This is a genomic window from Bacillus sp. TH25 (assembly GCF_016650935.1).
GTDB classification, from domain to species: Bacteria; Bacillota; Bacilli; order Bacillales; family Bacillaceae_G; genus Bacillus_A; species Bacillus_A mycoides.
In genome coordinates this window covers 199,073-221,140 of record NZ_JAEKEU010000009.1, presented here as the reverse complement: position 1 = coordinate 221,140, position 22,068 = coordinate 199,073, and the positions used below count along the sequence as shown (strand labels likewise).

Here is a 22,068-nt window from a genome sequence, read left to right as displayed (position 1 = left end):
ATAAGGCGCTTGCCTTATTCAAACAAGTATGAACGGTCTTTATATAGGTTCTATGGGTATGATGAATTACATGCAGCATATTAATGTTCATTCGAATAACGTCGCAAATGCCCAAACCACAGGATTTAAAGCAGAAAATATGACTTCTAAAGTATTTGATGTACAAGACACATATCGCCGCGGTGACGGCGCGATGACAAATATCGGTTCGGTTGATTACGCTGTAGTACCAGCTGCGACGCATGTGAACTTAGTGCAAGGAAATATACAAATGACAAATAGTGCTACAGATTTCTTTTTAGACGACGGTGCGGCTGGCACATCATCATTTTTCGTTACATCTAAAAATGATGAAACATTTTTAACGAGAGACGGTAGTTTTACATTAAATAGTGATCGTTATTTACAAACAGCATCTGGTGCTTTCGTAATGGGTGAGAATAATGAACGTATTCGTATTCCAGAAGGAGCAAAGGTAGCTGTACAAGCAGACGGTACATTATACGATGAAGTAACACAAAATAATATTGGCCGCTTGCAAACGAAAACAGTAGATGCAGAAACGAATGCTCGCCTTGTGCAACGAGAAAATAAAAGTTTTACACTAGCAGAAGGTAACCTCGCTGATTTACCGAACGGAACAGGAATAGTAAAAAATCATATGCTAGAAAATTCAAATGTGGATATGACGAAAGAGATGGCAGATCTTATGTCGAGTCAAAAAATGATTCAAGCATCGCAACGTATTATGACTTCATTTGATAAAATTTATGAAAAAGAAGCAAATGAAATATTGAGATAAAGGACTCCCGATAGCGGGAGTCTTTTTTTGTTCTTGCTTTTGTTTCAGTTACATCATAAAATGATAATGATTATCAATATCATTATTAAGTTTAAAAATAATGGAATCTGTTATGTTAGCGGCACTTGTTTAACTAGGTGAATTAAAAACTAAGGGGAAGGTGTGTATATATGTCTACAAAAAAACAACTTTGCATTGGGTTATGTTTGATTTCTAGAAAGAAAGAACAAGAGAATAAGTTTGATTCAGGAATCGATGAACAAGTAGAGTTAGCACAACTGGCAGAGAAAGCTAAGTTAGATTTTGTTTTTAAAGCGGATTATTTAGTGGCACATCCAGATTTAATTGCACGTAATAAGGGGAATGTAATTTTAGATCCAACATTACTTTTTACTGCTATTGCGTATGCAACAGAAAAGATTGGAGTGGTTACGACCGCGTCAACATCATTTTATCCACCATATATACTAGCGAGGCAACTACAATCTTTAAATTGGATTAGTAACGGCCGAGTAGGATGGAACATTGTCACATCAATTGATGGTGCTGAAAACTTTGGTGAGACAGGGATGCCACCATCTGAGGAACGATACGCGAAAGCGGCAGAATGTACAGAGTTAGTAAGAAAACTTTGGAGGAGTCATCCTTATGAAGTTTTGAAAGAAGACAACGCAGATGTAATTAGAGAGATGGTACAGCCAATTGAGCATCGTGGTGAGCATTTTGAGGTGAAAGGTCCACTTAATATCCCACAACATATTTCTGGGGAAATGCCTTTATTTCAAGCAGGTGCTTCAGAGTCAGGCCGGAATTTCGCTGCTTCTGTTGCGGATGCGATTTTTGCCGCAATGCCAGATGTAGAATCAGGAATCGAACTTCGTCAAGATTTAAGAAGAAGAGCAGAAAAGCATGGCCGAAAGCAAGATGATATACGTGTATTACCTGGTTTATATTTCTTTATTGGTGATTCATATGAAGAAGCACTAGAAATGCACAGGCAAGCTCATCAACACCTTACAAAAGAGAAGAGGTACGCTTTACTCGAAATGGTTCTCGGATTAGATGTTAGAGGGATATCATTAGAAAGTAAGGTTACTGAACATATGCTACCAAGTAGAAATCAAGCTGTACGTAGTAAAACACATGCCGAATTATTACGGAATTTCATCATAAAAAATGAACCAACTGTTGAGCAAATACTAGAACGACCAGAAGTTGTTGGTTCTGCTCATTGGGTCGCTATTGGCACACCACAAGATGTTTGTAAGCAAATTATGGAAAGATTTGAAGCAGGGGCACTAGATGGATTTATTGCAATTCCAGGCGGTCCTCCAAAATCATTGGATTTATTCTTTAGTGAAGTGATTCCTTTATTCGTGAGAGCAGGTGTATTTAGAGAAGAGTATACAGGTTCAACCTTACGTGAGCATTTGGAGGGTAATATATCAAATGCTCTACAGTTGAAATAATTCATTATGTACAAAAAGCCTTTCAAAAGAAGGCTTTTTATTTCGGATGAAAATTCGGAATTGTCAGTTGACTTGTAGAGGCTTCTTTTTTATATTAGTAGGTATAACAATAACTACTAATGGAAAGTGAAATCGTCGTTTTGAAATTAGAGCTATATAAATTGTGAGGGGTTACCGATGGATGAAATAATAAAGGAGTTACAAAAGTTAGGTTTTTCCCAGTATGAATGTAAAGCGTATATTGGTTTATTAAAACATTCCCCAGTAACAGGTTATGAAGTTAGTAAACAAACAGGAGTACCCCGTTCAATGATTTATGAAGTACTTGGCAAGTTGATGGATAAAGGTGCAGTACATTTAGTTCCTTCTGAACCAGTGAAATATGTACCAGTGCCAGCTACGGAATTAATGGATCGAATGCGAAAAGATTTTGAAAAGTCCTTTGAATTTCTAGACCGAAAATTAAATTGTTTAGAACAAGAGCGACAAATTGATGTGATTTCGCATATTCGCTCAAATGATCGTGTTTTGAAAGAAATATGCAATATAATTAATAGAGCAAAAGAAGAGTTATGGATTTCTGTATGGGAAGATCAAGTGCAAGAGATTGAGCCATTGATTCATCAAAAGAAAGCGGAAGGCGTACATATTTTTTCAATTTTATTTGGTGCTCCAGAAACAAAAATAGGAGCGACATTTCACCATAATTATATGACGCCTCACGTCGTTGAAAAGAGAATGGGTGGTCATTTAACTGTTATCGCGCGTGATGGGGAAGAAGTATTAATTGCTAACTTTTCAAATGATAGCACTTCATGGGCCGTTACAACGTATGATCCAGCTTTAGTTCTCGTCGCTACAGAATATGTTCGGCACGACATTATGGTGGAAGAGATTACGAAGGAGTTTGGAGCTGATAAATTAGATACATTATGGCGTGAAAACATAGATTTAGTTCATGTCGTAACAGGAAAACGTACTATAGAAGAAATGGAGGGAGATAATGGTGAATAAAGCTCAAGCACATATGACACTGCAGAGCGATGATTCATTTCAGCAAGGTGTAAAGGATTGTTTACCAACTGTATTTGGATATTTGAGCATTGGTATAGCGGCTGGTGTAATTGCGAAAACAGCTGGTTTCTCCATCATTGAAATTGCTTTTATGTCCACTTTAATTTATGCAGGTTCTGCCCAATTTATATTAGCTGGTATGTATGCAGCTGGTGCTCCTGCTTCCGCAATTATTTTTACCGTGTTCTTTGTTAATTTACGCCATTTATTAATGAGTGCGGCACTCGCACCTTATTTCACAAAGATTCCTCTATTTAAAAACTTAATAATTGGTTCGCAAATTACAGATGAAACTTTCGGTGTTGCAGTGCAACAAGCAGCGCAAAAAGGCTATTTAGGCGAGAAATGGATGATGGGGCTTAATGTAACAGCATATTTAAATTGGATTATCGCTACGATTATCGGCGGGCTTTTTGGTGAATGGATACCAGATCCACATACGTACGGGATGGATTATGCATTACCAGCAATGTTTATCGGACTATTTGTTCTTCAGCTTATAAGTAGCAAACCGAAACTAGCAATTCATCTTACTGTTGCAATTGTAGCGATTATTATCGCATACGTTTCACACTTATTTATGCCAGATAGTATAGCAGTTATTATCGCAACACTTTTAGCTGCGACAATCGGGGTGGTGATTGAAAAATGGAAGTAAGATTGGACGTATTATTCCTTTTACTAGCAGCCGGAGCTGTCACACTCGTACCACGTATTTTACCTCTTCTCGTATTTAGTAAACTACAAATTCCAGACTGGGGTTTAAAATGGTTAAATTACATACCAATTGCGATATTAGCAGCACTTTTAGCACAAGTATTATTTATGCATGAGACAGTGCAGTGGGATTATATCATTGCGGCAATCCCGACATTCTTCGTAGCGATATATACTCGTAGTTTATTAGGAACAGTATTAACAGGAGTCATTGTAATTATTTTGTTACGTTTATTTTTCTAAAAAGGATTCAGCTCATATAATAGCGAAAGGTGTAATAACATGAAATATATAGGGGTGGTGTTATGATACTTTTAACGATAGGCGCTATTTTATTAACGGTATTCATTTTCTTTATTATCGGTTTTATTACGTTTATGATGGTGGTTGATAAGGCGACACCTCAAATTTACTACACACCTTGTGAATCAGTAACAGTGAAATCTAAAGATAAAAATAGAAGGAAGAAAAGTTGAATGTTGGCTTTTCTTTCTTCTATTTTTCTTGCTTTATAATGTTCTATAAAACGTTATAGAACATGCTAATGTAAAAGGGAAGTCATGTTGAGGAATTGTTCGTTTCATAAATATATCTTAAAAAGGAATTCAATTTAATATCAAGTTTGTGTATAAATGTTCTATACACAAGGGTAAAGCCTTTTGATATACCATACCCTAAAATGACACCCATACAATTAAAAATTACATCGTTTATATCGACATATCGAAAAGTGAATCCGGCATAAAGTGCTGATAAAAGTTGTAGATTTTCTAACAAGAACCCTAAGACAATTCCTGATAAAACAACTTGTTTGAAATTCGTCTTTTTTATGTAAGGAAAACCAAAGCCAAAAGGAATTGTTAGTAGTATATTAAGTAATGATGTTGTTATAGCGAAATGCTCCGTGTTGAATGGTATAAAATTAGCATCTCTCCAAACATTTTGTCCAATTTCTTTTTTCATATTTTCATCTATAATAATTGGGAATTGAGTATAATTAAGTACTACACAAAGGTACAAATAAAATATTGAAAAAAATAGTAAGTACATGTTCCTCTTTTTTAGGTGTAACTTAAAAAAGAGGAGTAAAAATAACCATATAATAAATGCTCCAATAAGAATAAAACCATCAAAGTCAATTAGCATGTTTAAAATCCCTCATAGTTTAGTAGCAATATTTTAATTAGATATTTTTCCGTTCCCTTTTACATTCTGTCCATCGTCATTTGTTTTCCAAATAAATAAGTAGTATTCATTTGAATTTGTATCAACATTGTATGCACCAGAGAAAGATTTATTTATGCCGCCATTAACTGTTCCATAACTAGGGTCCAGACCCCATGCAGATCTGTACAGAGTATATTTTACATCGTAAGGTCCCATCGCTCCTCCATCAGTAGAATATATATGCGCTCCCATTGATATATACACTTCCTTTAGACAGTGTGTGGAACTGTTTGTTTTTACTACCATCCACCACTCGATAGTCCATTTTAAAACTGTAACTACTAGATGCTGCTAATGTTGGTATAGCGAAACATGTCATTAAAGTTAAAGCTGTAATAATAGAAAAAATTTTTGTTTTCATGTTTTTCTCCCTGTTATTTTATTATTGAGAGGCCTTCTCAATAAAGAGAATAATCTATTTAACTGTACGTGTAAATAATAAGATATAAAGATTTATAATTTTTACAATGGTTTTACAATCATTAAGAAAATGCCATATAGTTTCAATTTGTTTAAGATAAGATAGTTCAATTGTTAAAAAGTGATTAATGAATTCATTAAAATTGGTATGATTATATGGGGATCATGAATATACGACTTCAAAAGTATATTGAGGAGAATGAAGCAGCTGAACAATTCCTTGATACTATGAATTTCTAAGTTTAAAAGACTGTGGAATGATTTCAAGAAGAGAGTGTAAAATAGATGAGATATAATAATTACATAAAAATTAAGGAGAAATTAATAGACCCGAACTTGGTATTATACCAAGTTCAGGTCAAAGCTGTTAATGAAATAAAGTGATTAGGTTTTTACTACCATTTCACAGTCACATTCCCGAAAGAACTAACAACAATAATCCAAATAGAAAACTAATAAAAGAAAGAAAACCGATAGATATGGAAAAAACACGATTGTTCTTCCATTCGCGTGCGAAAACGATAAATCCTAAAACGCAAAGGGAAAACCAAATAGGTAGAAATATAAATCGACTAACTTTCTCAGGTAGTAATGAATAAAAATTTATTAAATATAATATCCAATTCGTAAAAAATAGAGCACATACGATGAATGATTGTAAGTATGGTCGGTTTAGAAAAGTTCCTTTTTTAACCGTCATAAAAATGAGAGCTAATGCTGAAATGAAGGGAATTATTATGAATATGAGTAATAGTAATGTTAGTGGCATTTGAAACTCCTTTACAACATAGTTTTCATAAGAAATGAATCTTTTGTAGATTGCTTGTTATATTTTTCTGTGTATGGATTTAAAAATCCATGTTCGCCATGTAGTTGTTTTATTTCTAATAGCGGATTGCTTTGTTGCTGCAATGCTTTCATTAAGCAGGGGACTGAAAAACTAGCTTCTTGTTCAGGGAAAATAAGTAAGGTAGCACATGTAGGTTTAATATGAACATAGTCACGTATACGGGAACCGTAACACCCAATGATAAAATCTATTCTGGGATTGTTACTACAGAGCCAAGCAATTGTCGCTCCAACGCTAAAACCGATAAGTCCAATATGTGTGTAACTACTGGAAAGGCTAGTAATGAGTTCTTCAATTTGCTCTTTTCCATCATCAAATCCAATTTGATTCATAAAATACTGATATGCTTTTTCTTCATCACTATAATGAAATGCATTTTGTAATTGTAGAAGGTTAGGACAAAATACATCTATATTAGATGAAGTGAAGCGGTCTATAACGTGCTGCATATGATCATTCACACCGTATATTTCATGAACAACAACGAGAGCTAGTTTTTTCTTCATAGTTACAATGTACCTCTATGAAACTTATATTCTTTCTCAACAAGGCAGATGCGCAGGTGGAAGTTTTCATACCATTGCTCACGGCCTCTTTTTTTCGCTTCTTTATGTAAGGCGTTCTTTTTCCAATTTTCAATTGCTTCAAGTGACTCCCAATAAGAAATTGTAATGCCGAGTCCCGAATTATCACGTGCGCTTTCGACACCTAAAAATCCAGGTTGCTGTTTCGCAAGTTCCTCCATTTTTTCGGAAACGGTACTATAATCTGTTGTATCATTTGATAGATTTGAAGTGAATATAACTGCATAATAGGGCTTGTTTTTTTCTAAATCATATTTCACTATTTTTCCCCCTTAATGTATAGTGCGAATAATTAATTCATAGTTTGTATTTTAGCAGGTTAAAAACAGAAAAGAAGTAGAAGATTCTTATTTTTTTTAGGTGTTGTAAAACAGAGGATAGAAGGGATTTATATTAAGTAATCTAAAGTAAGAAAAATGCCACTTCAAAAAAAGAAGTGGCATTTTTTATATTTCCTCTAAGCTATTAACTGGAACTGTTAATTCGCGTCTTGGATTTGTTACTTCATATATGCGGGCGGTTTCGTTGTTTTCGTCAACGTGTTGAATCATAACAGGCATGCCTTGAAAACTGACATTGGCTTCTTCTGATGACTCTGAAAGCTCTTTTGCGCGTTGTATATTCATTTATATTCCTCCCATTATTATTATCTTTGCTAAAAAGGAGGAATAATATACCATTTCGAGACATTCTTAAAGTTTTTGTATTATTTGTAATGTTTCTTTAATAAAAGAAGAAAAGATGGAATCCGGATAAGGTTGTATCTTTTGAGCTGCTTCTGTTGCTTCTTCAAGAGCTCTTTGCTTATCGTTAAGTTTTACATAACAAAGGGCACGATATGCACCTGCCGTTGTAAGCCATGCTTGATCAAGTGGATGCATCATATAATCTGGTATTTTAGCATGTTGAAAAGCTTTCAGAGCTTCCTCGTATTTTTTTAATCCGTACAAAGCTTTTCCGGTTTCGAGGTAATACAATCCATCCTCTTGGAAAATCGGTTCGTCTTTTAGTTTTTCTCGAAATTGTTCTACATGTTCTAATGCAATTGTATATTCTTTAGTAATCGTGTTGTAGTAATACGCTTTTAATATATCTACGATCGCAACGGATAAAGTGTCTTCAGTAAAAATGGCGAATTGCTCAGATTTCTTAATGTAATGTAAATACTGTTCTTTATCAGCCGTCATGACTTTTTGATAAGATAATATGCGATAAAATTCATCTGTTTTATAATACACTTGATGTTTTTTTGAAAATGCTAATGCTTCTAATATGATTTTTTCACATTCCTCATATTTGCCACATGCGAGTAAAATAATGGCTTCTTTTAAGCACAATCTGATATGTATAATAAGATCCATTTCTAAATGGTTCGCTTCATAATCATCTCGAATACGAGCAATAAGTTGCAAACATTCCTCATACTTTTCACGTGAGAATAACGTATAAGAGAATGTTAATTTTGTTTCAGTACTGTCTCTGTATAAAGTATATTTTTCAAAAATAGAAGTTGCTTTTTCAACGAAAGATTCAATGTTGCAATCTTTCATTATAGCTGCTCCAGTAATAAATTGTTTATACAATCGGGCAGTATTTAAAGTGAGAGGGAGTTCCTTTTGAACGATAGGAAGTAAAGTTTCATACACCTTATCACATTTATTAGCTTTTATAAGTTGCTCCATTTTTTGAATAAGTTCTACGATTTCTGCATCATCTTCTTCTAGTAAAAAACTCGTTTCACATCCAAGTTTATTAGCGATATATTGTAATGTTTTCATAGAAGGTGTAGCTTTTCCATTTTCAATTTGACTAAGCATACTTTTTGTCAGTTCCGAACCTGCTAGCTCGGTTTGCGTAAGCTTTTTTTCTTTTCGTAACGCCTTAATTTTTTCGCCGAGAGTTGCCATAACATTGCTCCTTTATAATTAAAAAGTTAAATATAATTTAACTTTTTGTTGTGAAAATTGGAAAGTTGATTATATAATAAGTTTAACACAATTTAACTTTTAAGGGGAGAGTGTCATAATGGAAGATGTAAGTATAGGTCAAAATGATTGGAAAATGAAGATTGCAACGAGAAATATTATTTTAATGATGATTGGAAAGATGACGTCTTTGTTAGGGGCGGGTATTTATACGTTTGCAATGGGGCTATACGTATTAAAGACAACGGGCTCAGGAATGGGATTTGCGATTACGCTTATTTGCGGATCAATACCAAGAATGATTTGTGGACCGATTGCAGGTGCTGTAGCTGACCGCGTCAATCGAAAATGGCTTGTCATTGGCACTGATTTATTAAGTAGCTTAACGATGCTTATTATGTTTATTCTTACAATAATGCTTGGACCATCACTCCTTTTTATTTATGTATCAGCAGCATTATTATCAATTTGCGCAAGTTTTTATTCTGTTGCGTTTACTTCATCTATTCCTAATTTAGTTGATGAAGGGCGTATTCAAAAAGCGAGTGCTTTGAACCAGACGGCAGCTTCTTTATCAAATATTTTAGCGCCGATTATTGGCGGAGTTGTATTTGGTTTCTTTTCAATTAAGTCGTTCTTTCTGTTAAATAGCATTACATTCTTTTTAGCAGTTATTGTACAATTATTTATCGTATTTGATTTATATAAAAAAGAAGTGGCTGAAAATAAGGAGCATTTCTTGACGAGTATAAAAGAGGGTTTCTCATATGTAAAACAGCAGCATGAAATATATGGACTAATGAAAATTGCTTTATGGGTTAACTTTTTTGCGAGTGCACTTTTCGTTTCACTTCCATATATTGTTATTCAAAACTTGCATTTATCCTCGAAACAACTCGGAGTTGTAGAGGGAATGCTAGCAGTCGGGATGCTAATTGGTGCGATTGCTTTATCAGTGCGTAAAGAAGTGAATAATCCGTTTCGTTCTATTTATATTGGGCTGTTTTTATTTGCGGGTTTGAGTTTATGTACAGTCTTCCCGTTGTTAGTTACCATTCCGAAAGTAGCAAGTTTTATTTACTATATCGTTTTTATGATGTTAACTGGTATGTCAATGATGATCGTAAATATCCCGATGCAAGTACATATACAAAAGACGACAGATCCAAGCTATTTAGGGCGTGTATTCGGCCTACTTGAAACTATTGCTACTGCAATCGCGCCGCTCGGTATGATTGTATATGGATTATTATTAGATATGCTGCCAACTAGCATTGTTATGATGACATTAGGTGGAGGATTATTGTTAGTTGTATTAGTTGGAGTAAAGCAGCATATGGCGAAAAAACAAGTGGATGTATCGGCTTAAAAGAAAATTTTAACAATATAAAAATGACCAAATTAGTATTTTAGTTTTTGAAACTCCTTTTCATGTATGTTACAGTAAAGTGAGCAGGCAAAGAAAAGGAGAAAACATCATGAAAAAATTAAGTTTTGTTATGCTTTTTCTGTTAGTCGTAATGACTGGATGTAGTAATTATGACACGTATATTGAAACAGGTATGCAATCATTGAAAAATGAAAAATATAGTGATGCAATTATGTGGTTTGAAAAAGCGGAAAAAGAAAAATCAGGAAATGAAGCGAAGGCGTATAAAGAAGTCGCTCAGTTACTAGATCACGGTGCAACAGCATTAAAAGATGGTAAGTATTTAGAAACGAAAGACGATGCGAATGAAGTGTTGCAAAAGAAAAAAGATGATGCACTTGAAAAGGCTGTGAAATCAAATGCAGAAAATATGCTTCAAAAAGCAAAAGACGTTGAAGAAAAAGTAAATGAAAGAGTAGCGAAACGAAAAAAAGTAAATGAAGAAGGAATCGATAAACTAATTAAAGCTGTCGATAGTATAGATGAAGTAAAAGAAAAAGAGAAAAAAGTGTCAGAAGCATTAGATAAGGCTGAAGAGGCACAAGTGAAAATTGAGGAAAAGAAAAATAAATAGAGATATAGTTAAAAAGGCTGTCGTGTATAACGACAGCCTTTTAACTTTTTGCTGCAAAAGAAGTGATACTTTGTAGTAAAAAAGAAATTATTTTTGAATTCCACCTGTCCTCATGATGAATGGTATAAATATTACGCTGAAATTCAAATCCTGGGATCGGTATACAGCATAGCTCATTTCGTTGTACTTCTTGTTCAATAGCAAGTTTTGAAATAAAGGCAACCCCATTACCATATTTTAAAATTTGTTTCATCGTTTCTAATGAATCTAGTTCAATTTCTGATTGGAATGTAATGTTATGTGCTAACGTCCATTGTGTAAGTAAATCTCTCGTTGTAGATGGGTTACGATGCAATAATATACGTTCTTTTTCGATATCTTGTAATGATACATTTGTTCTTTTAGAAAGATGATGTTCTTTGGAAAAGGCAAGAACAAGTGTATCAGGCATTACATTCATTTGTTTTAGAAGTGGTTCGTCAAAAGGTGCCGCAGAAATTATCCCGAGATCAATTTCATGATTTTGTAGCATCGTTCGAATTTCAGGAGCTGTTTTTACTATGAGTGTTATTTTTATATTTGGAAATTCGCATTGAAATTGGTGAACAACTTCTGGTAAAAGATAAGTCGCTGGTACATAACTAGCACCAATTGTTATAGCGCCTTTATTAAAATCTTTAAATTCTTGTGTGACCCGCCTAGCTTCTTTCATAAGTGCATCTATTTTACAAGCATAATGATGCAACGCTTCACCAGCTTCTGTTAAGAAATACCTTCCGGAACGTAATTCAAATAAAGGCACACCAAGTTCCTCTTCTAAGCTTTTTATATGAAACGTAATAGTAGGTTGTTTAACGCCAAGTTTTTCTGCAACAATAGTAAGCTTTTTGTATTTCTTAATAAGCACTACAATTTCTAATTTTAAGAGATTCATGATAAGTTGGCCCCTTTTTCTTCTAACTATAGAAAAAATCTATAGAAATAAATAGTTTATTAGAGATTTTTTAATTTAATCTTTACAGTACATTAACATTCAGTATAAAACTTCCAGATAGAATGAAAGCAGGTTAAGAATGAGGGGAGAGAGGTGAAACGATGGATATTAAAATTCATGGATTAGAAAAGGCATTTGGGAAAACACAGGCGTTAAAGCCGTTACAGATTGTAATGAAAAAAGGGGAATTCACCACACTTTTAGGACCTTCAGGATGCGGGAAAACGACTTTACTTAGAATGATTGCAGGACTTGAAGAACCGGATAAAGGTGAAATATATTTTGGAGATAAGTGCATGTATTCTTCTGCTAAAAAGATAAAAACATCTCCTCATGAGCGGAATATCGGCATGGTATTTCAAGATTTTGCTTTATGGCCGCATATGACTGTATTTGAAAATGTTGCATTTGGTTTAAGGGCTACAAAGCAAACGAATCAATTAAGAGAAAAGGTAGAAGATGCGATAAAGCGAGTTCGTTTGCAAGGTATGGAGAAAAGATATCCGCATGAACTCTCAGGTGGACAGCAGCAACGTGTCGCATTTGCTAGAGCAATTGTAACGAAACCTCATTTTATTTTGTTCGATGAACCGTTAAGTGCGCTTGATGCAATTTTGCGAGAAGAAATGCGATTAGAACTTATGGACATCGTTCATTCAATTGGTTTAACGGCATTGTATGTAACACATGATCAAACAGAAGCTATGTCAATGTCAGACCAAATTATTGTCATGAAACAGGGTGAAGTATTACAAAAAGGAACACCAGAAGACATTTATGTGAAACCGTCTCATGAATTTGTTGCAAAATTTGTTGGTAAGGCAAATTGGCTTGTAGAGGGGAAAAAAATGATTCGTCCAGAGCATGTGAGCTGGACAAAAAATGACTTGTGCGAAATGTATACAGGTGAAGTTCAGCACGTTACATATGTAGGAGAACGTTATGAAGTGAAAGTAAACATGGGGACACTCGGTGTATGGACAGCTTATCACAATAGTAAGCTAAGCGTTGGTAAACCGGTATCGTTATATGTACCAAAAAAATGTATTCATCATATAGGGGGAGAATCGTATGAAGAAATTCAGTTCGCTTAAGTCTTTATTTGTATGTACTTTACTATTTTCTGCTGTAGTAACAGGTTGTAGCTCAAAGACAGGCAGTGTAGATGCAAAAAATAAAAACGCTAATGAAAAGAAAATTGTTGTATATAGTGCAGGACCAAAAGGATTAGCAGAAAAAATTCAAAAGGACTTTGAAAAGAAAACAGGGATAAAAGTAGAAATGTTTCAAGGAACAACAGGTAAGATTTTAGCAAGAATGGAGGCTGAAAAGAAAAATCCAGTCGTTGACGTTGTCGTACTTGCTTCTTTACCAGCGATGGAAGGATTAAAAAAAGATGGGCAAACGTTAGCTTATAAAGAAGCAAAACAAGCTGATAAGCTTCGTTCTGAATGGTCGGATGATAAAGGACATTATTTTGGATATAGTGCTTCAGCATTAGGAATTGTGTATAACACAAAAAATGTGAAGACAGCACCTGAAGATTGGAGCGATATAACGAAAGGAGAATGGAAAGGGAAAGTGAATCTTCCAGATCCAGCACTTTCAGGTTCAGCTTTAGACTTTGTAACAGGATATGTGAAAAAGAATGGACAAGATGGATGGAATTTATTTGAACAGCTTAAGAAAAATGAAGTTACAGTAGCTGGGGCAAACCAAGAAGCGTTAGACCCAGTTGTAACAGGTGCGAAAGATATGGTAATTGCGGGTGTTGACTATATGACGTACAGTGCAAAAGCAAAGGGTGAACCGGTTGATATCGTATATCCAAAAAGCGGAACAGTCATTAGTCCACGTGCAGCAGGCATTATGAAGGATAGTAAAAATGTAGAAGGTGCAAAAGAGTTTATTGATTATTTATTATCAGATGATGTGCAAAAACAAGTTTCTAAAGCGTATTTGTTGCCAGGTAGAAAAGATATAAAAGCTGAAAATAGACCGAATGTAGAAGAGATTCCAGTATTAAATATTGATTGGAAAACAGTTGAGAAAGAACAAGATGAAATAGCAAAACAATTTAAGAAAGTATTTCAATAAGATGGTGATTACATGGTAAATCGATTCGTATCAGTAAGACAAGTTGGAATGACAGTAGCGTTGTTACTTGTGGCGATGTTAATCGTCATTCCGCTTTTTCTCATTTTATTTTCTAGTGTATATGAAAATAGCAGTTGGAATTTTTTAAAGCCTTTTGAAGTCATGCAGAGTGGTGGATTAGCTGGGATTTTTCTAAATTCGATGCTTCTAGGTGTACTCGTTGTAATAGGAGCTACAATATTTGCGTTTCCATTGGCGTTCATTATGAGTAAAACAGATGTAGGAAAGTATAGTAAGTTAGATATTGTTTTTATGATACCATTTATGACCCCACCCTATATCGGATCGATGGGATGGATTTTGTTCATGCAACCTAACGGTTATTTTGAACAATTTTTTCCGGCTTTAAAGCCGATTTCATCATCGTTTTTTAGTTTAGGCGGTATGGTTTTAATTATGAGTCTGCACTTATTCCCATTCCTTTACTTCATGTTGAAAAACACGTTACTTCAGATTGGGAGTAGTAAAGAAGAAGCTGCAGCAGTTCATGGTGGAAGTTTTTTCTATCGTTTAAGAAAAATAATACTACCGTTATTGTTATCAAGTTATGTAATGGGTGCTTTACTCATTTTCGTAAAGACGATTGCTGAATTTGGAACACCAGCTACATTCGGACGTAGAATAGGATTCCATGTGTTAACATCTGAGATTCATAAATTTATCTCTAGTTGGCCGATTGATTTTGGCAGTGCCACAGCATTATCTTCTTTATTACTTAGTGCGTGTATGCTCATTTGGTATATGCAAAATGTATTGAATCGAAAGTATACATATGCAATGGTTAGTGGAAAAGGTGTGAAATCTAAAAGGTATACTTTGTCTATATTTGCGCGCGTTATAGCATGGGTTTATGTAATTGGCTTACTAATAGTAGCAATTGGAATCCCATACTTTTCTATACTTATTGCTTCTTTGTCGAAGTTAAGAGGCGGTGGCTTACATTTTAATAACTTTACAACAAGCCATTATGAAGCATTATTTACAATTGGTTCTCCGGGATTAGAAGCTTTATGGAACAGTTTTCTTTTTTCACTCGTAACGGCGATTGTTGCTGTAATTATTGGCGTATTTTTGGCGCTTATGATTCGAAAGGGGAAAAAGTCCTCTGAAAAATGGCTTGATATGTGCGGCATGTTACCGAATATGGTACCAGGAATAGTGATGGTTGTAGGGCTTATTTTATTTTGGAATTCACCCTATATGCCTATGTCAATTTACAATACACCAGTCATGGTTATCGTAACGTATGTTGTTCTCTTTTTACCTTATACGGTGCAGTATGTAAAAGCATCGCTCGGACAAATTGATGATTCTCTTGTACAGGCAGGAAGTATTTTTTCTGGGAATTATATTTATATTTTCAGAAAAATAATATTGCCGCTTATTATTCCAGGAATTCTTGCTGGATGGGCGATGACATTTACGATTTCGATAAGAGAGTTAGTAGCATCGCTTCTCGTACTACCTCCATCAGTAGAAACGTCAGCCACGTTTATTTTTGCTCAATTTGAACAAGGAGAAGTATCTATAGGAATGGCAATGGCTGTTGTTTCTGTTGGGCTTACAACAATGTGCTTATTACTTCTGCAACATATGGAGCAAAAACGAAAAGGGGTAGTATGATGAGGATGGAAGTATGGGGAGGAGCGGGAGAATACGGTCGTTCCTGCTATTTTGTAAAAAATAAAGAGACAAAAATAGTATTTGATTGTGGTATTAATCGATCATATGAGGATAGTTATCCTAAAATAGAAAGAGAAGTTGTTCCATTTTTGGATGCAGTATTTTTATCACATATTCATGAAGACCATACGATGGGTTTACCTTTATTGACGAAGTATGGATATAAGAAAAAAATTTGGACGACTCGTTATACGAAGGAGCAACTTCCAGCTTATTTTGAAAAATGGGGAAACTACAATTTTTCAAAAGGGTGGAATTTACCTTATAACGATCAAAATATTAAAGATCTAAATTATGTATGTATTGATGAGATTAGTAATCCAAATGAATGGATACAGATTACACCAACGTTGCGGTTTCAATGGGGGTATAGTGGGCATGTATTAGGAGCTGTTTGGTTTTTAGTGGATATGTGTAATACATACGTATTTTATTCTGGTGATTATTCAGCAGAATCTAATATACTACGAGCTAATTTACCTGAAGATTTGCGAAGCGATATAAAAATTGCAATTGTAGATGCCGCTTATCACACTGATGATGTTTCACAAAAGGAACGAGTAGACGAATTATGTGCAGAAATTGAACGAGTTGCTCAAAATAAAGGAACGGCATTACTACCACTGCCCTCACTTGGTAGGGCGCAAGATATAGTATTGTATTTATATGAACGATATAAAGAACTTCCAATTATAGTAGATAAAGAAATTTTTGCTGGATTTGAAGAGATGTTCATATATAAAGATTGGTTAAAAAATAATGAAAAACTTGAACGGGTTCTGGAGAGTTTAAAAAGAAACATAATAGTTATGGATAATGACATTTGTATGCAAAATAGTTACGGAATAGTTGTAATGAGTGATGCGAATATGCAAACGAAACGAGCACAGTTGTATTATGAACAACTTAGGCATGAAGAACGAAATTCCATTATCTTTACTGGACATATTGCTAAAGGAAGTTTTGCAGAAAAATTTTTGAAGGAACGTGTAGGTAAAGAATGTAGGGTGAAGCGAGTTCCATATAAAGTTCATCAAAGTATAAGTGACGTTAAGGAAATGTTAAATACACTATTACCAGAACATACGGTGTTAGTACATGCTTTGAAAGAGGATACGGATCGATTGCAGGAAAAGCTTAGCATAGCAGGATATGAAAATGTGTATTCACTTACTATGGAACGTATAGAAGTCATTTAAAATGTAAAGGAGATAGGTATATGAAAAAAGTATTTGTATTCGTAAGCATTTTCTTTTGTGGTTTCCTTTATAACGTTAAGGAAGGCTTTGCCGCCAGTCCGATGAAACCTAGTTTTGAAGTGAAATTATTATTAAAGCCAGAACAAGTATTAGGTTATAACAAAGAGGTGAATCAAGAGGTACTAGAATATTTTCAGGCTGGTACAAATTATGAAAGAATACAGGTGCAATTTTTAGATACGGCAAATAAAAATTTAAGTAATGAAGGTTGGTTTGCGAGAATTCGAAAGAAAGAATTTAGTAAAGATTTTGAGCTAACATATAAAAAAAGATATCCTATTCAAAATGGTGTAATTCAAGAAGCACTAGAAGTGGCTAAAAAGGATGGATTTGATAGTAAAACTGATAATTATGAGGCGGAAATAGATTGGGGATTTGAGAAAAAAACGTTAAGTATTTCAAATAAGAAAAGTTACAGCGCTAAAGGGTATGGAGTACTTGATTTACCAAACGAACGAGCCGCTCAAAACATGTTAATAGAAAAGTTGCCAGGGAAAATGAACAAATGGTTGTATACGAATTGGGGAGAAGAAATGCTCAAGAATTCTCGTATTTACGGTCCTGTATTAATGAAACGGTATACAGGGGAGTTTGAAAATATAAAAACGAATATTGAAGTTTGGCCACTAAGTAATACAGGGAAAATAGAAGATGATTTCGTAATAGAAGTGTCGTTTAAAACAAATGAGGAAAGTATTGCAACAAAACAAAGAGAATTATTAATGAAGAGTATAGAACAAAAAGGATGGTTGTTACCGAAAGATAGTTTGAAGACAGAGCTTATTTTTCAGTAAATAGGAAAGAAGGAATCCATGGCACGTGGATTCCTTCTTCTAATATATGAGTATTAAGCTAAATCAGCTGACACGAACATATCATTATTTTGAAGGTTTTTAGAGCGTAAACTATAAGCAACTACCTTCTTTTTATGTTGTTTTACTACATCAACATGCTCTTCATGACTATAAATATAAAATGTAAAATCTTTTTTGCCACGTTTTGCATTGATAATTAAAGGAGTGCCTTCATTGTGTGGTGGTGCATAATAGCGATCTAAAAATAATCCTTCGTTAAAATCATGAATAATTTTGGATTTCTTTTCGCCTTCTAAGTTATTTCCATTGATTGTAACAGTCACATTTTCTTCTTCAAGTTGTGGATGTGTTTCGTACCTGCTAATAATGGATTCAATAGCAGAGTTAGGAAGGCTAGAAACAATAATTTTAAATGCTCCAAATACAACTAACATTACAATAAACCAAGTCGTCATAGTATTTCATCCCCTTTATCCCACAGTAATGGTCCGTAAAATCCTGGTTGGTGCGGGCTAATAATCAGTGTGGATAGATACCCCGTACTGACTAAAATTTCACTTTCTCCTATTTAACAATATAACTCATGTGGTAATAGTACATATGGTGAAGTTTTGTATAATTTGTGAAAAATATGCCATTTTTATGAACGAAATATTAGAAAAATCAATTTTGTTACAAAAAGTTGAAATCGAAGTATTTTAAAAGAAAAAGGTTTATAATAAAAACATAACTAATTACAAGGAAGTGTAACTATGAGTACTGTAGCAATCGTGTATGGTATTATTCTTTCCACAATTATTATTTTATTTTTCGTTGGGGTTTCACGTTATATTCATAAATGGAAAGAAGGCGTTGCGAAATTAAATCACATTGAAGAAGAACTCAGTGATTTAATGTTACATCATGGTAAGTAAAAAGTTTATTTTTTAACTAAACAATGTGAAAAAAATCACAAAACATGCTCTCATCATGAAGGCATGTTTTTTTTGTTATGTGAATGATTAGGCACATACATACATTTTTTCCATACGATACAGTGTGCAGATGGAAATGTTCGGAGTGGAAAAGAGGGATAAAATGAGTAATTCAGGTTATGTTACAGATAATAAAAATTTAAAGAAAAGCTCAGGAACGCCAAATCTTTTCTTTGATTCGAGAAAAAATGTCTTTTTTAAAAGAGATGAGAAAAACGTTGCATATGAAGTTACCTCAACGCAGTTACCTGCGATGATAGGAGGGGCGTTTGTTGATTTATTTATGACGAAAGGGCATATGCGGGAACCACATTGGCATCCGAATGCGTGGGAATTAGATGTTGTTGTATCAGGAGAAGCAGTTACATCCATTTTAAATCCCGAAACGAATCAATTGCAAAATTATCATGTGAAAGCGGGGCAAACTGTCTTTATTCCAATGGGATGGTGGCATTGGATTACAGCGGTAACAGAAGAAGTACAATTACATTTGTTCTTCAATAACGATCAGTTTGAAACAGCAGAGGGATCAGACATACTTAGATTAACACCGCCAGAAGTATTTCAAGCTGCATACGGTGTAAGTGCAGAAAAATTAGGAAAGGACCTTTCGCCAATTAAGGAGTCAGTTGTAATTGGTCCTCCTAACTCAAATCGACTAAATAGCGTTAAAGAAAGTGACGACTCAAATATAATCGTTACGTTAAATGGACAAATAACATCATGTGAAATAGAGTAACTCTTTCTGTTTTAGGAAGAGTTACTCTATTTTGTATAATTTTGTAATTCGATTCGTTATAATTATTATATAGAAGGGGGCATATTGTGAACATATTAAAGATTATAGGAATTGTTGCAGGAGTGATTGTAGTAGCTGTTATAGTTTTCTTTGTTATTATGAAGTACTATTTGTCAAAAGAAGATCCTGATTACGTATTAAACTACATAAAAGAACATAAAGGTGATGAAACATGTTCATTACTTATTAGAAAAAACGGTGAAGTAGTAACATCTGTAAATGAAAATAAAAAATTACCATTAGCAAGTATGGCAAAAATCGTAATAGCAGTTGAATTTGCTAAGCAAGTGTCAGAAGGAAAAATAAGTCGAGATGAACAAATTTCATTGCAGGATTTAGAAAAATATTATGTTAAAAACACTGATGGTGGAGCGCATCCTGGTTGGTTAGAAGATGCTAAAGCGAGAGAATTAGTGAAAAGTGGGCAGATCGCTTTAGAAGAAGTTGCAAAAGGGTAACTAACTGTTACGATTTATTTAACCAATTATAACGAAAGTTAAGTAAATATATCAGTAAGCCCTGCTAGTCAAGTGATTGGCTAGTAGTGAGGGTTAACTGCGGGCAATCCCTAAAGCTGATTGAACTACAACGTGGCTAGAAATAGCGAGCGTGAATGTCGCGAAAGCAGAAAAAATCAATCAGATCGTGCAAGGTTAAATCCTAAACACTAGAACAATGGGGCTTCCGCCTCGAATCATCTAAGTCAAAATTGATAAGATGAACGTTCAACGACTATCTCGTATAACTGACGAGAGTACATCACAAGCCTATGGTGGTGGAAAAATCCTCTATCTTTAAGTAGATAAACATATAGTCTGCGCTCATGTGAAAACATGAGAAGTTCATAAGAGAACTGGCTAAGGAATTGCGCCCTTAGTTGAACAAGATAAATTTTATTGAATCTATCAAACTTTATTGAAGTTATCGAACATACGTGCTATGTTAGGTTCAATGAGGTGAGAATAATAATGAAATTTTCACGAGTCAGTCAAGTATCGGAATTAACAGGTTTGTATCCTAGTAGTCTTAGGAGAATGCTGGTGGAACACGCTACTATTCAGAAGAACCAATCTTTCATTAAAGGAGTTAAATTCTGATGATATTGGCGAAGAAAGTCAGGCTAATTCCAACGTCTGAACAAGAAAAAGTGCTTAGAAACCATGCTGGTGCTGCAAGATTCGCTTATAACTATTGTAAAAGAATGAGTGATAGATATTATAAGCTATTTGGAAAATCTGTTTCACAGTTAGCTTTACAGAAACGATTTACAAAGATCAAGAAGCGAAAGAGATATGAGTGGTTAAATGACATCAACGCACAAGTTCCCAAACAGGCTTCAAAAGATTTTGATAAGGCGAGAAAAAATTCGTTCAAAAAGTACAAAAATGGTTATCACACTTCTTATAAATCCAAAAAAGATTTAATCCAAGGATTTTATGCCAATTATGAAAGACTGATTATAGGAAAGAAAGTAGTTCATATTCAGTCCATTGGAGAAGTGAAAACAAGCCAACAACTACCAAGAAACAAAAAAACATCCAATCCAAGAGTTACATTTGACGGTCGTCACTGGTGGATTAGTGTAGGATTCCAAGAAGACTTTGCATTACAAGAACTAACCAATGAGTCGATTGGTGTGGATGTTGGTTTAAAAGAGCTTTTTGTAGCTTCTAATGGTCTGAAAGAACGAAATATAAACAAAGATGCTAAGGTTAAAAAGCTTTTGAAAAGGAAAAAGTCAGCACAAAGAGATATGTCTAGGAGATTTAAAAAAGGTGTAAAAATTCAATCTGCCGGATATGAAAAAGCTAAAACCGAGCACCTGCGGTTATCTAGGAAAATTACGAATATCCGAAATAACCATATCCATCAAGCAACAGCTAAATTGGTGAAAACCAAACCAATGAGGATTGTTGTGGAAGACTTATCTATCTCAAACCTGTTAAAAAACAAAAAACTATCGAAAGCATTTTCATTTCAAAAATTAAACTTCTTCTTTCAATGTTTATCATACAAGTGCGAGAAGTATGGCATTGAGTATGTAAAAGCTGATAAATGGTTCGCCTCAAGCAAGATTTGCTCATGTTGCGGAGTAAAATACGACCATTCAGTTCAACCAGAAGGACAGTGGAGTTTAAAAATACGTGAGTGGCGTTGTGTTTCATGCAATAGCCATCACGATAGGGATGTAAATGCGTCGATAAATTTATCAAGATGGGTAAAATAAATGCTTGATAATAGGAGGTAACGATACTGCCTCGTGTGGAGTGTTATACCCCTCGTCCCTTCGGGGTTGCGAGAACACGATGAAGCACT

25 protein-coding genes and 2 pseudogenes are annotated in these 22,068 nt (G+C 34.4%); 18 read left to right on the top strand and 9 right to left on the bottom strand.

The window, feature by feature from the left end; translation table 11 throughout:
* Positions 1 to 28: 28 nt before the first annotated feature.
* From JFT89_RS05635 to JFT89_RS05610, 6 genes are all read left to right on the top strand, one after another.
* Positions 29 to 802, top strand: a complete 774-nt coding sequence (locus JFT89_RS05635; protein ID WP_002064667.1) for a flagellar basal-body rod protein FlgG — start codon at positions 29 to 31, stop codon at positions 800 to 802.
* A 170-nt stretch (positions 803 to 972) separates the two neighbouring features.
* Positions 973 to 2,271 carry an NtaA/DmoA family FMN-dependent monooxygenase gene (locus JFT89_RS05630; RefSeq protein ID WP_201039629.1) on the top strand — a complete coding sequence of 433 codons (1,299 nt, stop codon included), beginning with the start codon at positions 973 to 975 and terminating at the stop codon, positions 2,269 to 2,271.
* 177 nt (positions 2,272 to 2,448) lie between these two features.
* On the top strand, positions 2,449 to 3,285 hold the full coding sequence (locus JFT89_RS05625; RefSeq protein ID WP_201039622.1) for a TrmB family transcriptional regulator: 837 nt from the start codon (positions 2,449 to 2,451) through the stop codon (positions 3,283 to 3,285).
* A complete protein-coding gene (locus JFT89_RS05620) occupies positions 3,275 to 4,003 on the top strand; it encodes an AzlC family ABC transporter permease (RefSeq protein WP_201039620.1) in 729 nt (242 codons plus the stop codon). Before JFT89_RS05625 ends, JFT89_RS05620 begins: the two co-directional genes overlap by 11 nt.
* Entirely contained in the window at positions 3,994 to 4,305 is a 312-nt protein-coding gene (locus tag JFT89_RS05615) for an AzlD domain-containing protein (protein WP_002086437.1), read from the top strand. The genes JFT89_RS05620 and JFT89_RS05615 overlap by 10 nt, the downstream gene beginning before the upstream one ends.
* A gap of 62 nt (positions 4,306 to 4,367) precedes the next feature.
* Positions 4,368 to 4,538 carry a DUF3951 domain-containing protein gene (locus JFT89_RS05610; protein ID WP_002064673.1) on the top strand — a complete coding sequence of 57 codons (171 nt, stop codon included), beginning with the start codon at positions 4,368 to 4,370 and terminating at the stop codon, positions 4,536 to 4,538.
* An 82-nt stretch (positions 4,539 to 4,620) separates the two neighbouring features.
* Here the strand turns inward: JFT89_RS05610 and JFT89_RS05605 are convergent, their stop codons facing one another.
* The 7 genes and pseudogenes from JFT89_RS05605 to JFT89_RS05575 all read right to left on the bottom strand — a co-directional run bounded on the left by JFT89_RS05605 (position 4,621) and on the right by JFT89_RS05575 (position 9,050).
* Positions 4,621 to 5,208: a VanZ family protein gene (locus JFT89_RS05605; RefSeq protein WP_002011980.1), complete on the bottom strand. Its 588-nt coding sequence runs from the start codon at positions 5,206 to 5,208 to the stop codon at positions 4,621 to 4,623.
* Between the two features lie 33 nt (positions 5,209 to 5,241).
* Positions 5,242 to 5,650 (bottom strand): annotated as a pseudogene (locus tag JFT89_RS30600) (hypothetical protein).
* A 468-nt stretch (positions 5,651 to 6,118) separates the two neighbouring features.
* A complete protein-coding gene (locus tag JFT89_RS05595; protein WP_016094371.1) occupies positions 6,119 to 6,478 on the bottom strand; it encodes a hypothetical protein in 360 nt (119 codons plus the stop codon).
* A gap of 11 nt (positions 6,479 to 6,489) precedes the next feature.
* A complete protein-coding gene (locus tag JFT89_RS05590) occupies positions 6,490 to 7,065 on the bottom strand; it encodes a dienelactone hydrolase family protein (RefSeq protein WP_201039618.1) in 576 nt (191 codons plus the stop codon).
* Positions 7,066 to 7,067: 2 nt separating this feature from the next.
* Positions 7,068 to 7,403 carry an antibiotic biosynthesis monooxygenase family protein gene (locus tag JFT89_RS05585; RefSeq protein WP_002064676.1) on the bottom strand — a complete coding sequence of 112 codons (336 nt, stop codon included), beginning with the start codon at positions 7,401 to 7,403 and terminating at the stop codon, positions 7,068 to 7,070.
* Positions 7,404 to 7,589: 186 nt separating this feature from the next.
* Positions 7,590 to 7,769 (bottom strand): H-type small acid-soluble spore protein, encoded by a 180-nt coding sequence (locus tag JFT89_RS05580; protein WP_002064678.1) that lies wholly within the window; start codon positions 7,767 to 7,769, stop codon positions 7,590 to 7,592.
* 66 nt (positions 7,770 to 7,835) lie between these two features.
* Complete coding sequence (locus tag JFT89_RS05575) at positions 7,836 to 9,050, bottom strand: transcriptional regulator (RefSeq protein ID WP_016094369.1); 1,215 nt, start codon at positions 9,048 to 9,050, stop codon at positions 7,836 to 7,838.
* A 118-nt stretch (positions 9,051 to 9,168) separates the two neighbouring features.
* Between JFT89_RS05575 and JFT89_RS05570 the strand changes: the two genes are divergently transcribed.
* A complete protein-coding gene (locus JFT89_RS05570; protein WP_002064680.1) occupies positions 9,169 to 10,437 on the top strand; it encodes an MFS transporter in 1,269 nt (422 codons plus the stop codon).
* Between the two features lie 109 nt (positions 10,438 to 10,546).
* Positions 10,547 to 11,071 carry a COG3014 family protein gene (locus JFT89_RS05565; RefSeq protein WP_016094368.1) on the top strand — a complete coding sequence of 175 codons (525 nt, stop codon included), beginning with the start codon at positions 10,547 to 10,549 and terminating at the stop codon, positions 11,069 to 11,071.
* Between the two features lie 40 nt (positions 11,072 to 11,111).
* Here JFT89_RS05565 and JFT89_RS05560 read toward each other — a convergent pair whose 3' ends face one another.
* Positions 11,112 to 12,005, bottom strand: coding sequence for a LysR family transcriptional regulator (locus JFT89_RS05560; RefSeq protein WP_016094367.1), 894 nt, complete (start codon positions 12,003 to 12,005; stop codon positions 11,112 to 11,114).
* A 161-nt stretch (positions 12,006 to 12,166) separates the two neighbouring features.
* Between JFT89_RS05560 and JFT89_RS05555 the strand changes: the two genes are divergently transcribed.
* Genes JFT89_RS05555 through JFT89_RS05535 form a run of 5 tightly spaced genes read left to right on the top strand, consistent with a single transcriptional unit; the run spans position 12,167 to position 17,958 of the window.
* Positions 12,167 to 13,159 carry an ABC transporter ATP-binding protein gene (locus JFT89_RS05555; RefSeq protein ID WP_002011954.1) on the top strand — a complete coding sequence of 331 codons (993 nt, stop codon included), beginning with the start codon at positions 12,167 to 12,169 and terminating at the stop codon, positions 13,157 to 13,159.
* The gene (locus JFT89_RS05550) at positions 13,137 to 14,162 is read left to right on the top strand and encodes an ABC transporter substrate-binding protein (RefSeq protein ID WP_002086426.1); all 1,026 of its coding nucleotides are present in this window, start codon (positions 13,137 to 13,139) and stop codon (positions 14,160 to 14,162) included. Before JFT89_RS05555 ends, JFT89_RS05550 begins: the two co-directional genes overlap by 23 nt.
* A gap of 12 nt (positions 14,163 to 14,174) precedes the next feature.
* Positions 14,175 to 15,845, top strand: a complete 1,671-nt coding sequence (locus tag JFT89_RS05545) for an ABC transporter permease (RefSeq protein WP_201039616.1) — start codon at positions 14,175 to 14,177, stop codon at positions 15,843 to 15,845.
* On the top strand, positions 15,842 to 17,104 hold the full coding sequence (locus tag JFT89_RS05540) for an MBL fold metallo-hydrolase (RefSeq protein ID WP_201039614.1): 1,263 nt from the start codon (positions 15,842 to 15,844) through the stop codon (positions 17,102 to 17,104). Before JFT89_RS05545 ends, JFT89_RS05540 begins: the two co-directional genes overlap by 4 nt.
* Before the next feature lie 20 nt (positions 17,105 to 17,124).
* Complete coding sequence (locus JFT89_RS05535; RefSeq protein ID WP_016094365.1) at positions 17,125 to 17,958, top strand: hypothetical protein; 834 nt, start codon at positions 17,125 to 17,127, stop codon at positions 17,956 to 17,958.
* Positions 17,959 to 18,011: 53 nt separating this feature from the next.
* Here the strand turns inward: JFT89_RS05535 and JFT89_RS05530 are convergent, their stop codons facing one another.
* A complete protein-coding gene (locus JFT89_RS05530; RefSeq protein ID WP_201039611.1) occupies positions 18,012 to 18,434 on the bottom strand; it encodes a YfmQ family protein in 423 nt (140 codons plus the stop codon).
* A 130-nt stretch (positions 18,435 to 18,564) separates the two neighbouring features.
* Here JFT89_RS05530 and JFT89_RS05525 point away from each other — a divergent pair, with 130 nt between their 5' ends.
* From JFT89_RS05525 to JFT89_RS05505, 5 genes and pseudogenes are all read left to right on the top strand, one after another.
* Entirely contained in the window at positions 18,565 to 18,681 is a 117-nt protein-coding gene (locus tag JFT89_RS05525; protein WP_002018064.1) for a hypothetical protein, read from the top strand.
* A 50-nt stretch (positions 18,682 to 18,731) separates the two neighbouring features.
* On the top strand, positions 18,732 to 18,893 hold the full coding sequence (locus JFT89_RS05520; protein ID WP_002158451.1) for a hypothetical protein: 162 nt from the start codon (positions 18,732 to 18,734) through the stop codon (positions 18,891 to 18,893).
* Positions 18,894 to 19,056: 163 nt separating this feature from the next.
* Complete coding sequence (locus JFT89_RS05515) at positions 19,057 to 19,692, top strand: cupin domain-containing protein (protein ID WP_002064689.1); 636 nt, start codon at positions 19,057 to 19,059, stop codon at positions 19,690 to 19,692.
* A gap of 86 nt (positions 19,693 to 19,778) precedes the next feature.
* A pseudogene (locus tag JFT89_RS05510) lies at positions 19,779 to 20,207 on the top strand (serine hydrolase); the annotation flags it as partial.
* Positions 20,208 to 20,848: 641 nt separating this feature from the next.
* Positions 20,849 to 21,979, top strand: a complete 1,131-nt coding sequence (locus JFT89_RS05505) for an RNA-guided endonuclease InsQ/TnpB family protein (protein ID WP_201039609.1) — start codon at positions 20,849 to 20,851, stop codon at positions 21,977 to 21,979.
* Positions 21,980 to 22,068: the final 89 nt, after the last annotated feature.